This window comes from Mycolicibacterium canariasense, assembly GCF_002101555.1.
GTDB lineage: Bacteria > Actinomycetota > Actinomycetes > Mycobacteriales > Mycobacteriaceae > Mycobacterium > Mycobacterium canariasense.
Genome location: NZ_LQOL01000092.1, coordinates 1 through 10,747, shown reverse-complemented (window position 1 = coordinate 10,747; position 10,747 = coordinate 1). Strand labels below are relative to the sequence as shown.

Annotated in this window: 12 protein-coding genes; 5 read left to right on the top strand and 7 right to left on the bottom strand. The window is 67.6% G+C overall.

What is annotated here, in order from left to right; translation table 11 throughout:
• Nucleotides 1-178 precede the first annotated feature (178 nt).
• Nucleotides 179-1,216 (top strand): class II fructose-bisphosphate aldolase, encoded by a 1,038-nt coding sequence (fbaA, locus tag AWB94_RS30425; protein ID WP_062658670.1) that lies wholly within the window; start codon nucleotides 179-181, stop codon nucleotides 1,214-1,216.
• 64 nt (nucleotides 1,217-1,280) lie between these two features.
• Here fbaA and AWB94_RS30420 read toward each other — a convergent pair whose 3' ends face one another.
• Nucleotides 1,281-2,015, bottom strand: a complete 735-nt coding sequence (locus AWB94_RS30420; RefSeq protein WP_062658669.1) for an SDR family oxidoreductase — start codon at nucleotides 2,013-2,015, stop codon at nucleotides 1,281-1,283.
• Between the two features lie 25 nt (nucleotides 2,016-2,040).
• A complete protein-coding gene (locus AWB94_RS30415; protein WP_062658668.1) occupies nucleotides 2,041-2,817 on the bottom strand; it encodes an SDR family oxidoreductase in 777 nt (258 codons plus the stop codon).
• 132 nt (nucleotides 2,818-2,949) lie between these two features.
• Here AWB94_RS30415 and AWB94_RS30410 point away from each other — a divergent pair, with 132 nt between their 5' ends.
• Nucleotides 2,950-3,873 carry a helix-turn-helix transcriptional regulator gene (locus AWB94_RS30410; RefSeq protein ID WP_062658667.1) on the top strand — a complete coding sequence of 308 codons (924 nt, stop codon included), beginning with the start codon at nucleotides 2,950-2,952 and terminating at the stop codon, nucleotides 3,871-3,873.
• Complete coding sequence (locus AWB94_RS30405; protein ID WP_062658666.1) at nucleotides 3,870-4,301, top strand: ester cyclase; 432 nt, start codon at nucleotides 3,870-3,872, stop codon at nucleotides 4,299-4,301. Before AWB94_RS30410 ends, AWB94_RS30405 begins: the two co-directional genes overlap by 4 nt.
• Before the next feature lie 19 nt (nucleotides 4,302-4,320).
• On the opposite strand, the gene AWB94_RS30400 is transcribed toward AWB94_RS30405, so the two are convergent.
• Complete coding sequence (locus tag AWB94_RS30400) at nucleotides 4,321-5,025, bottom strand: Rv0361 family membrane protein (RefSeq protein ID WP_062658665.1); 705 nt, start codon at nucleotides 5,023-5,025, stop codon at nucleotides 4,321-4,323.
• Between the two features lie 81 nt (nucleotides 5,026-5,106).
• On the opposite strand from AWB94_RS30400, the gene AWB94_RS30395 reads away from it, so the two are divergent.
• Nucleotides 5,107-5,523: a DUF3151 domain-containing protein gene (locus AWB94_RS30395; protein ID WP_062658664.1), complete on the top strand. Its 417-nt coding sequence runs from the start codon at nucleotides 5,107-5,109 to the stop codon at nucleotides 5,521-5,523.
• Here the strand turns inward: AWB94_RS30395 and AWB94_RS30390 are convergent.
• Nucleotides 5,520-6,413 carry a cation diffusion facilitator family transporter gene (locus AWB94_RS30390; RefSeq protein ID WP_062658663.1) on the bottom strand — a complete coding sequence of 298 codons (894 nt, stop codon included), beginning with the start codon at nucleotides 6,411-6,413 and terminating at the stop codon, nucleotides 5,520-5,522. The genes AWB94_RS30395 and AWB94_RS30390 overlap by 4 nt on opposite strands.
• A 40-nt stretch (nucleotides 6,414-6,453) precedes the next feature.
• Complete coding sequence (locus AWB94_RS30385; protein ID WP_062658662.1) at nucleotides 6,454-7,233, bottom strand: site-2 protease family protein; 780 nt, start codon at nucleotides 7,231-7,233, stop codon at nucleotides 6,454-6,456.
• Nucleotides 7,234-7,313: 80 nt separating this feature from the next.
• Between AWB94_RS30385 and AWB94_RS30380 the strand changes: the two genes are divergently transcribed.
• Nucleotides 7,314-8,063 carry a LuxR C-terminal-related transcriptional regulator gene (locus tag AWB94_RS30380; RefSeq protein WP_131805373.1) on the top strand — a complete coding sequence of 250 codons (750 nt, stop codon included), beginning with the start codon at nucleotides 7,314-7,316 and terminating at the stop codon, nucleotides 8,061-8,063.
• Nucleotides 8,064-8,091: 28 nt separating this feature from the next.
• Here AWB94_RS30380 and AWB94_RS30375 read toward each other — a convergent pair whose 3' ends face one another.
• Both AWB94_RS30375 and AWB94_RS30370 read right to left on the bottom strand, forming a co-directional pair.
• Entirely contained in the window at nucleotides 8,092-8,769 is a 678-nt protein-coding gene (locus tag AWB94_RS30375) for a LuxR C-terminal-related transcriptional regulator (protein WP_062658660.1), read from the bottom strand.
• Between the two features lie 244 nt (nucleotides 8,770-9,013).
• A complete protein-coding gene (locus AWB94_RS30370) occupies nucleotides 9,014-10,243 on the bottom strand; it encodes a lipase family protein (RefSeq protein ID WP_062658659.1) in 1,230 nt (409 codons plus the stop codon).
• Nucleotides 10,244-10,747 lie beyond the last annotated feature (504 nt).

Genomic DNA, 10,747 nt, shown 5'->3' with positions numbered 1-10,747 from the left:
TGCGCGGGGGCGGGGTGCCGGGTACATGCCGCCGACAGCAGCACAGCACCCGACGCGACGACAGCGAGAGCCTGGCCGGTGCGCATCTGCGCAACGCTAATCCAGACCGCCCAGTGCCTGCTGACCCGCTTCTTGTCATACTGACCGGGTCAGCCGGACAGCCGAGAGGAAGTTTCCAATGCCCATCGCCACGCCCGAGGTCTATGCCGAGATGCTGGGCCGTGCCAAGGAGCACTCCTTCGCGTTCCCGGCGATCAACTGCACGTCGTCGGAGACCATCAACGCGGCCATCAAGGGCTTCGCCGACGCGGGCAGTGACGGCATCATCCAGTTCTCCACCGGCGGAGCCGAATTCGGTTCCGGTCTGGGCGTGAAGGACATGGTCGTCGGTGCCAGTGCGCTGGCCGAGTTCGCGCATGTGATCGCCGCCAAGTACCCCATCACCGTCGCACTGCACACCGACCACTGCCCCAAGGACAAGCTGGACAGCTTCGTCCGCCCGCTCATCGCCATCTCGGCCGAGCGCGTCGCCAAGGGGCAGGACCCGCTGTTCCAGTCGCACATGTGGGACGGCTCGGCGGTGCCGATCGACGAGAATCTGGAGATCGCGCAGGAGCTCCTCAAGCTGACGGCGGCCGCCAAGATCATCCTCGAGGTGGAGATCGGCGTCGTCGGCGGTGAAGAGGACGGTGTCGAGGCCGAGATCAACGAGAAGCTCTACACCAGCTCCGAGGACTTCCAGAAGACCATCGACGCGCTCGGCGCCGGTGAACACGGCAAGTACCTGCTGGCCGCGACGTTCGGCAACGTGCACGGCGTGTACAAGCCGGGCAACGTGGTGCTCAAGCCTGAGGTGTTGGCCGAGGGGCAGAAGGTGGCCGCGGCCAAGCTGGGCCTGCCCGAGGGGTCCAAGCCGTTCGACTTCGTGTTCCACGGCGGCTCGGGCTCGCTGAAGTCCGAGATCGAGGACTCGCTGCGCTACGGCGTGGTGAAGATGAACGTCGACACCGACACCCAGTACGCCTTCACCCGGCCGGTCGCCGGGCACATGTTCAGCAACTACGACGGTGTGCTCAAGATCGACGGCGAGGTCGGCAACAAGAAGGTCTACGACCCGCGCAGCTACCTGAAGAAGGCCGAGGCCTCGATGACCCAGCGGGTCATCGAGGCCTGCAACGACCTGCACAGCGCGGGCCGGAGTGTGAGCGCCGGCTGAGCCGGCAGTTCGGCTTCCGCCGGCTGAGCCGGCAATTGAGCGGACGCCGGCTGAGCCGGCTGCACTACGGGCGGCCGGCCGCCGGGCGGACGATCACCTCGTTGACGTCGACGTCGGTGGGTTGGGCGACGGCGTAGGCGATCGCATTCGCGATCGCCGATGCCGGCAGTGCGACCGCTCGGTAGGCGCGCATCGCCTCGCGCGCTGTGGCATCCGAAATCGATTCGGCCAGTTCGGATTCGGTGACGCCCGGGGATATCAGGGTAGTCCTGATATAGCCTGCCGATTCCTGGCGCAGCCCTTCGGTGATGGCCCGCACGGCGAACTTGGTGGCGCTGTAGACCGCGGAGGTGGGCACCACCTCGCGGGCGCCGACCGATGCGACGTTGACGACGTGGCCCCCGCCCTGGGCCTGCATCACCGGCAGCACGGCGCTGATGCCGTGCAGCACCCCACGGATGTTGACGTCGATCATGCGGTCCCACTCGTCGGTCTTGCGGGCCGCCAACGGTGACAGCGGCATCACGCCGGCGTTGTTGACGATGACGTCCACCCGGCCGTAGCGCCGGTGCGCGGCGTCGACGAACCGCTGCATATCCGCGGCGTCGGTGACATCCAGGCGTTGGAACGCGGCGTGTCCGTCGCGGGCGGTGATCCGGTGGGTCAGGTCCTCGAGCCGGTCGGCCCGGCGGGCGCCGAGGAAGAGCCGGTGCCCGTCCCGGGCCAGCCGCTCGGCTGTGGCGGTGCCAATACCGCTGCTGGCCCCGGTGATCAACACGACCTTGGTGCTCTCGTCCATCTTGGTACCTCCTGTTGCTTCGGGATCAAATCGCTTGCTGGGTAGGAAGAATGGTGATTTCGGTGAGATTGACGTGCCTGGGCACCGAGGCGATGAAGGCCACCGTCTCGGCGATGTCGGCCGGGCTGAGGACGTCGATGTCGCGGAGCAGATCGGCCATCAGCCGGCTGGCATCCGGATCGGTGACGTGATCGGGCAGCTCGGTGTCGACCATGCCCGGTTCGACGGTGGCGACCCGCACCCGCTTCCGGCCGAGCTCCACCCGCAGCAGCCGGGTCAGCTGGCTCAGGTAGGCCTTGGTGGCCGAGTACACCGAGAATTTCTCCAGCACCCGGGTGGCCGCGATGGACGAGGTGGTGATCAGATCGCTGGACCGGCCATCCGCAGCGGCCTGCACCAGCTGGGGGACGAACGCGCCGATGGTGTTCATGACGCCGGTGATGTTCAGGTCGATCTGGCGCTGCCAGTCGTCGACCCGCAGGTCCTCGATACCGGAGATCAGCTGGACGCCGGCATTGGCGAAGACCAGATCCGCCGGTCCCAGTTCGGCCGATACGCGCCCGGCGGCCGCGTGCACCGCGTTGCCGTCGGTGACGTCCAGCGGGATCGCCAGTGCGGTGCCGCCGGCGCTGACGATGCGTGCGACCAACGCGTCCAGCCTTTCCTTGCGGCGGGCCAGGACGGCGACGTGGGCGCCCAGCGCGGCCAGACGTTCGGCGGTGGCCTCGCCGATTCCGCTGGAGGCTCCGGTCACCACGGCGGTCCGGCCGGCCAGTGGGGTGGACGTGACGAGTGTCGACATGCCAGTTTCCTTTCGTCGGTGCTTCTGTGTTGCCCCCGAAACAACCACCGGAAAGTCGCTGCCGGGCCGGCCAACCCGGCCCGTCTCATCCTGGGACGAAATGGGCCACCCTCGCCCGCGCCGGCCGCCGGGATGCGCGGCAGACTGGTGGTCGTGGACAGCAATCGATCCGCACTGGCCGACTTCCTCAAGACGCGCCGGGCCCGGCTGGCTCCGGCCGACGTCGGGCTGCACGGTGAACTCGCCCGCCGGCGGGTTCCGGGCCTGCGCCGGGAGGAGTTGGCGCGGTTGGCTGGGGTCAGCGTGGACTACTACACGCGACTGGAGCAGGGGCGCAGCCGCAGTGCCTCGGTGGACGTACTCGACGCGCTGGCCACCGCGCTGCAGCTCGACGACGCCGAACGTGCGCACCTGCATCAGCTCGGCCGCCCGCAACCCGTCGCACGTCGCACCCGGTCGCGGCCGCAGCGCGTGCACCCGGCGACACTGGACCTGCTGGACCGACTGGACCTGGTCTGCTCGCCGGCGTTCGTGCTGGGGCGGCGTCTGGATGTGCTGGCGCACAACCGGCTGGCCGGTGCCCTGATCACCGAGTTCCGCCGGCTCCCGGCGCCGCAGCGCAACCAGGCCCGGTTCGTCTTCCTCGATTCGCACGCTCGCGAGCTCTATGCGGACTGGCGCCAGGTGGCCATCGACACCGTCGCGATGTTGCGCCATGACGCCGGCCGATACCCCGACGACTCCAAGCTGTCGGCGTTGATCGGCGAGCTGTCCATCCACTCCGAGGAATTCCGCACCTGGTGGTCCCGCCACGATGTGCAGCGGCGGACGACCGGGACCAAGGGTTATCACCATCCGTTGGTCGGCGAGCTCACCGTCACCTACCAGGCGCTGCATCCCAGCGGCGACGAAGACCAGGTGCTGATCGTCTACACCACCGAGCCGGGCACCGCGTCGGACAACGCGTTACGGTTGCTCGCCTCCTGGCACGGTCAGGACGCCGCACCCACCGTGGCCGCACTCGACAGCGCCGACAGCGGAGAAAGACGCCGATGACCTACACCGAGAGCGAAGCACAGGCCATGGCGGTGGTCCGCCGCAACACCGAGAAGGTGCAGGGGGAGGGGGATTTCGCGCTGTTCGAGGAGTTGTTCGCCGACGATTTCGTCGACCACACGCCCCAGCCCGGCACCACCGCCGACAAGGACGGCGTCCGGATCCTGTACCACCGGCTTCGGGAGGCGTTCCCGGATTTCCGCCCGGAGATTCACTGGCAGACGGTGGACGACGACGTGGTGACGACGTACAAGACCTACCACGGCACCCATCGCGGCGACTTCCTCGGCATCGCGGCGACCGGCCGCGCCGTGCGGTTCGACACGGTGGACGCGATGCGCGTCCGCGACGGGCGCATCGTCGAACACTGGGGCGTCGCCAACCTGTACGGCGTGCTCGGTCAGCTCGGCGCCCGCATCGAGTCCTGACCGGCCCAGCGCGTTCGCTTCAGGAGTTCTGGCAGATCTTCCACTGGTCGTCGCGGAACTGCAGATCGAAACTTCTGGTGGAGCGGGTCTGCGGCGCGTACGCCATGAACGTCGTGACGTTGGCTTCGGCGTGGTCGTCGTGCACCACCACCTGGTCGATGCTCGCCACCACCGGGTACTGCTTGGCCGCTGCGACGCGGGCATGGGTCTCGGCCCACGCCTTGTCGTTGTACTGGACGTAGCTGTCGCGGGTGGCCCCGCACGTGATGCTGCGCAGTGTCGCCAGGTCACCCCGCTGGATCGCGCCGTCGAAGTTGCCGATGGTGCTGCGCACCAGCTCCTCCTGCGACACCGCCGCGTTGCTCTTGCGGGTCAGCAGCACGGTGCCCAGCACGGCCAGCGCCACCAGCGCCGCGATCACCAGCACCACCGCGATGACCCAACCCCAACTGCGCCGGGTGCGGACCGGCTGGCCCGACTCGTTACGCGGCGGAATGACCTGCGGCGCAACGTTCTTGGGTGGTACACCGGCCTGCTGTGCCGCGATCAGCTCGGTGGCGTCCTCGGCCGAGAAGATCTCGGTCGGCGGTTCGGGGACCGCGTCGATGATCTGAGTGGAGCCGTCGAAGCCCGACGGCGCCGTGAACCGACGCTCGGGCGCTTCGTCCTCCGGTGTGCCCTCGCCGGATTCCTGCTCGTCGTCCGGCCCTGTTGGGTTCGACATCCCTACTGCGGTCCTCCCTTGCCGACGCTACTGATGAAGCCTAGCGATTGGCAGTAAACGCCCGCACGGCACAATGGGCTTATGACTCGGATGGGTGATCTCCTCGGTCCGGACCCGGTGCTGTTGCCGGGCGACATCGAGGCGGAGGAAGAACTCGAAGCGGGGGAGAACCCGGCCATCGTCGCCGCCGCGCATCCCAGTGCGTCGGTGGCCTGGGCCGCGCTGGCCGAGGAGGCGCTGGGCGAGGACAAGGCCATCACGGCCTACGCCTACGCGCGCACCGGCTATCACCGCGGTCTGGACCAGCTGCGGCGCAATGGCTGGAAGGGCTTCGGTCCGGTGCCCTACAGCCACGAGCCCAACCGCGGCTTCCTGCGCTGTGTGGCGGCGCTGGCCAAGGCGGCCGACGCCATCGGTGAGACACCGGAGTACGCGCGCTGCCTGGATCTGCTCGACGATTGCGATCCCGCCGCGCGCGCCGAACTCGGCGTGTCCTAGTACTGCGCTTCGCAGCGGCAGCCGGATTGGTCCGGCGGCTCCACCTGGATGGTGGCGTGCGCCAGCCCGCGCGCGGTGAGCACGGCCTTGGCGTCGTCGAGCACCAGGGCTGATTCCCGGGTGCTGGTCAGGTGCGCCGTAGCCATGTCCTTGCCGGGCACCAGTGTCCACACGTGCAGGTCGTGCACGCCGGTGACCCCGTCGACCGCCGCCAGCGCGGTGCGCAACTCGTCGACGTCGATGTGATCGGGCGACGACTCGGACAGGATCCGAAGTGCGGCGCGGGCCAGTGCGATGGCTCGGGGCAACACCCACAGCGCCACCAGGACGGCGACAACCACGTCGGCATAGGGCCAGCCGGTGGTGACGGTGACGATGCCGGCGATCAGCACGCCGATGCTGCCGACGGTGTCGGCGACGACCTCCATGTAGGCGCCCTTGACGGCCAGGCTGGCCTCGGATTGGGAGCGCAGCAGCAGCACCACCACCGCATTGGCGAGCAGGCCGGCCAGCGCGACGACGATCATGGGCACGCCGGGGATGGCGGGCGCATCGCCAAGCCGTTCGAAGGCCTCGTACAGGATGAAGCCGGCCACCCCGAGCAGCAGGACGGCGTTGGCGACCGCGGTGAACACCTCGGCGCGGTGCCAGCCGTAGGTGCGGGCGGCCGAGGTGGAACCACGCCGGGCGATCAGCACGGCGGTCAGGCCCATGAACATGGCGACCAGGTCGGTGAGCATGTGGCCGGCGTCGGCGAGCAGGGCGATCGAGTTGATGGTCAACGCGGTCACCAGTTCGACGACGAAGAACACCGAGAGGATGACCGCGCCGAGCACCATCCGGCTTACGCGGGCATCGGCACCGTGGCTGTGGTCATGTCCTGCACCCATGCCCCGAAATATATGCGCAAAGACGCATATGTCGCAAGGTCTACACCCAGGCCGACCAGAACCGGGTCAGTGCCCCACCGTTCCCGACCAGCCAATGCGGCACGCCGGACAGGTCGAAGAACCAGAACACCACCCCGAAGAACCACTGATTGAGCTGCGGAACCAGCAGCAGGATCAGCAGGATGAAGAAGCCCCACTGCTTGGCCGGTTCCAGGGCGCGGCGGTTGTCCTCGCTGAGATGTGGTTCCAGCGCGCCGTAACCGTCCAGGCCGGGGACCGGCAACAGGTTCAGCAGCAGCGCGGTCACCTGCAGGAAGCCCAGGAACGCCACACCGGCCCAGAACACACCGTGCGCCGGGTCGAAGAAGATCGCCGTCACGGCCAGCAGCAGCACCGCCAGCAGTGCGTTGGCCGCCGGGCCGGCCAGGCTGACCTGGGTGCGTTGGCGCGCGGTCATCCACGACGTCCGGACGTAGACCGCGCCGCCCGGCAACCCGATCCCGCCCAGGGCGATGAACACCAGTGGCAGCGCGATCGAGAGCACCGGGTTGGAGTATTTCAGCGGATTGAGCGTCAGGTAGCCGCGGACGGCGACATCGCGGTCACCGAATCGCCACGCCGTGTAGGCGTGACCGAACTCGTGCAGGCACATCGACACCAACCAGCCGGCGACGACGAACACGAACACCGCCGCGTAGGACAGCGGGCGGATGGTGTCGTCGCAGAACCACGCCAGTACGCCGCCGGCCACCGTGAGCGCGAGGATCGCCAGGAAGACCGGGCTGGGGCGCACCGACTGGTGCAGGGGCCGGATGTTCACCCCACGAAAGCTACCGGTCGGACCCCGACGAGTACCCGACTACGCGTGTGCGGCCGCGGTGAACTTCCTACCGTGAATCCGTGGTGCTAGCGAGTGATGCCGTTGTGGGTGGTGGCGGCATGCGCGGGCTGCCGGCCGCCTACCGGCCGCCCGCGCCGACGACGCGACCGCTTCCGTTGCCCTGTGCCATCGCCGTTGTCGATCCGCACGAGGCCATCCGGACGGCGGTCGAATTGTGGTGTCGTACGGCGCAACCAGCCACCCGGTACGTGCGCGGATTCTCGTCGGCAGACCGGTTCCTGGCGGCGTCCGGCCGGCTCGCGGCGCCGCCCGGTGTCGTCATCGTCGACCCGGCACTGCCTGGCGGCGATATCGACGTCGGTGGCCTCGGACGGATCGTTGCGGCGGGCCATCGGGTCGTCGTGTATTCGGCGGTGATGACGGATCGGACCATCGCCGGGAGCATGCGGCACGGTGCCCTGACCTGCCTGATGAAGTCGGAGGACAGGCAGCACCTCCTGGCCGCGTTGCGTGCCGCGGGTGCGGGCCTTGCCTGCCACGGTATCGACGAGCACGCGCGGATGGTCGAACCGCAGCGTGGGCGCCGCGTTCGTCTGGCGCCTCGAGAGCATCAAATCCTGATCGCCTGGCTGCGGGCCGAGACCAGAGACGATGTGGCGAGGGAACTGTCGATCTCGCCGGCCACGGTGCGAACACACCTGGCCCGCATCCGGGCCAAGTACGCGGCCGCGGGCCGTCCCGCCGCGACCAAGGCCGCCCTGGTCGCACGCGCGATCCAGGATCGTCTCATGTCGCTCGACGACCTGTGATCGAGCACCTGCACGCGTGCGGCAGTCGTCACAGATCGTCGACGCCGATGATGCCGTCCTGGATTGCCCGCACCACCAGTGCCGCCTTGGTCGGCGCGGCGCGACCGACCGCGGCGTACTTGGCCCGAATCCGTTCCAGGTGAGTGCGGACGGTCGATGCACTGATACAGAGGTCTCGCGCCACGAGGTCCTTGCTGTCGGTGCGGAACCAGGCGACGAGTATCTCCCTCTCGCGGGCGCCCAGCCGTGGTCTACCCACCTTGCTGTCGTTGAACATCGCCGTGCGCATCAGCTGGCCGGCGAAGTACCTACCGGTCTGTGCCATCCGAATGGCCTCCAGCAGTTCACTTTTCGGGTCGGACTTCGAGACATAGGACGCGGCACCGGCTTCCAGTGCGGAGAGGACGACCTCGAACTCGGCGAGATGTGAATAGACGACCACGGGAATCCCCGCGGCCCGGCAACGGTGGAGTTCGGCGAATGCGGGTGGCGCGTGCGGGGCGTTGAGTTCGAACACCACGACGTGGCCGCGGGGGGACGGGATGCCGGGATGGTTGGCCAACATGTCGGGTACCGAGCCGTACTCGCCTGCGACGGCGATGGGTGGGTCGGTTCGAGTGCACCACCATTTGACGGCTGCGCGGACGGCCTCGTGGCCGTCGACCACAATGACGCCGGGCTGCGGCGCCACCCCGCTCTGTGTCATCGCCTCACCCGTTATCGCCGTAAGAGGACATCGCATCAGAATTTGCTGAAACCATCTCAGCTAGTCGCCGAGCCATCTCCGCGGCTACGCGCCTGTGAGTCGCCGCAACTTTCACCTCGACCATTCATCCATCACACGTCCGTTGCAACTTGTCGATGTACTCCCTTCGGATGAATTGGATACTTTCGGAGAATTCGCTATACCTGTCCGATGTCGATCGAATCGGTCGGTACCGGTGACCCGGTCAGCAGTTGCCTTTGGCGGGGACGCCGGCGAATCTGTCGGATACCCACTGGCCCAGCAGTGCACCCGGATCCAGCGTGTGCCCCTGCCCTTCGAGGCGCACTCGCAGCACGGTGTCGCCGAGTGAACACGCCCGTCCCATCGCCACTTCCGTCCACTCCGGTGGCACCGTGTCGTCGGCGCCCCCGTATACCGCGAGTATCGGCAGCTTGCTGGGCTGCTGGGGGAGCGCGTACGCCGTGAGCCGCCGTTTCAGGCGGTCGGCGGCCAGGACGGAGTCCGGCCGGGCGTCGGATTGCGAAAGAGATTCGGCAAGTCGGCCTTTCCGCTGTATGGCAGCTTCGCCGCAGGACAGCAGCAGTTGCCTGCTCGCCTCGAGTTGACCGTGCAGATAGTCGTCGGGCCGGATCGCCGGGTCGACACCGGCCAGGCCATCGACGATGTAGGGATACAGATACAACTGGTCGACGGTCAGGGTGGCGTTCTGCGCACGGTGCACGATGCCGCTGACATCGAGGGCGGGCACGATGGCCGCCGCGCCGAGCAAGTCCGTTCCCTCACCGTAGGCGTCGTCGTATTCAGCAGCGGCCCATGCCGCGCTCCCGCCTTGAGATGCACCGAGCGCAACCCAGCGCGAAGAGAGTTCCGGAACGACCAACCGTGCCGCACGCACCGCATCGATCACGTTGAACGCCGCGGACTTCGGTTCCAGGTACGCGTGCGCCTGCGGGGTCACCCCGTCCTGCGGGGTGTCGCCGAGCCCGGCGTAGTCGGTGTAGGCGACCGCGTACCCCTGCGCCAGTTGGATGGCGACGGCCTTGATGTCGCCGAACAGTCGGGGGTCGTGCGTCGGTCCGCATTCCGGCGTGACGCCGACCGTTCCGTGTGCGTAGCCGATCAACGGCCAGCCTCCCTCGGGAGGCGCTCCGGGCGGGGTGAACACGGCTCCGGAGACCACGGTGGGTGCACCCGTGATGCCGGAGATCGATCGGTAGATCATCGTGTGGGCACCGGAGCCCGGGGGCAGCGCCGAGAGATCGAAAGCTGTTTCGGTAGAACTGGATACGAGTGTTCCGCGTGTGCTCCATGCCTGCGAACCGATCGAGGGCATATCGCGGCTGTACTGCAGCGGTTCCAGCCGCGCGGCCCCGGTCGCGCTCGTCGTCGCGCAGGCGCCCACCAACAGGCCGGTGAGCAGGCCGGCCAGTGTCCGTAAGGCGCCGTGCGTCATCGATGTCCCCTCGTTCCACTACAGCATTGCATGGGCTCGCGCGGGTTGTTACCCCGGCGAAATAGATTGTCGGTCAGCCAACCGACATTGAATTCTTGCGGCAGCGGTGAAAAATACTTCACATCGTCAAACACCACTGGCGATCGGGCCGTCTTTGTCGGCTGAACAACCCACAATTCAAACCCCAAACGGGGTTTCTGCTGTAATTCGCATCACACTGTGTTTTCCATGCGCCGCCGAGCGGGGGCGGGCGAGCTACTGTGTTCACACCCCATGAAGGCGGGGGCGGTGGAGCGGCGTCATCGAGGTCGTCGTGAATTGCACAGGCACCATTTCGGTTCCGTTGATTGGTCGCGCGACGCCAAGTTTGCAGACGCGCAGAGTTCAACGAATGCGGCGAAGCCCGGGAGGCTTCGCCGCCATTTAGGGGCTCTTCATGATTGAGGGTGTAGAACGGTCAGCTGCTGTCGGCCTGTGATTGGGGTGTCTGGTTGGCTGGGTGTG

Coding starts and splice junctions, on each gene's coding strand:
- fbaA (WP_062658670.1), top strand. CDS start 179: ATGCCCATCGCCACGCCCGAGGTCTATGCCGAGATGCTGGGCCGTGCC.
- AWB94_RS30420 (WP_062658669.1), bottom strand. CDS start 2,015: ATGGACGAGAGCACCAAGGTCGTGTTGATCACCGGGGCCAGCAGCGGT.
- AWB94_RS30415 (WP_062658668.1), bottom strand. CDS start 2,817: ATGTCGACACTCGTCACGTCCACCCCACTGGCCGGCCGGACCGCCGTG.
- AWB94_RS30410 (WP_062658667.1), top strand. CDS start 2,950: ATGCGCGGCAGACTGGTGGTCGTGGACAGCAATCGATCCGCACTGGCC.
- AWB94_RS30405 (WP_062658666.1), top strand. CDS start 3,870: ATGACCTACACCGAGAGCGAAGCACAGGCCATGGCGGTGGTCCGCCGC.
- AWB94_RS30400 (WP_062658665.1), bottom strand. CDS start 5,025: ATGTCGAACCCAACAGGGCCGGACGACGAGCAGGAATCCGGCGAGGGC.
- AWB94_RS30395 (WP_062658664.1), top strand. CDS start 5,107: ATGACTCGGATGGGTGATCTCCTCGGTCCGGACCCGGTGCTGTTGCCG.
- AWB94_RS30390 (WP_062658663.1), bottom strand. CDS start 6,413: ATGGGTGCAGGACATGACCACAGCCACGGTGCCGATGCCCGCGTAAGC.
- AWB94_RS30375 (WP_062658660.1), bottom strand. CDS start 8,769: ATGACACAGAGCGGGGTGGCGCCGCAGCCCGGCGTCATTGTGGTCGAC.
- AWB94_RS30370 (WP_062658659.1), bottom strand. CDS start 10,243: ATGACGCACGGCGCCTTACGGACACTGGCCGGCCTGCTCACCGGCCTG.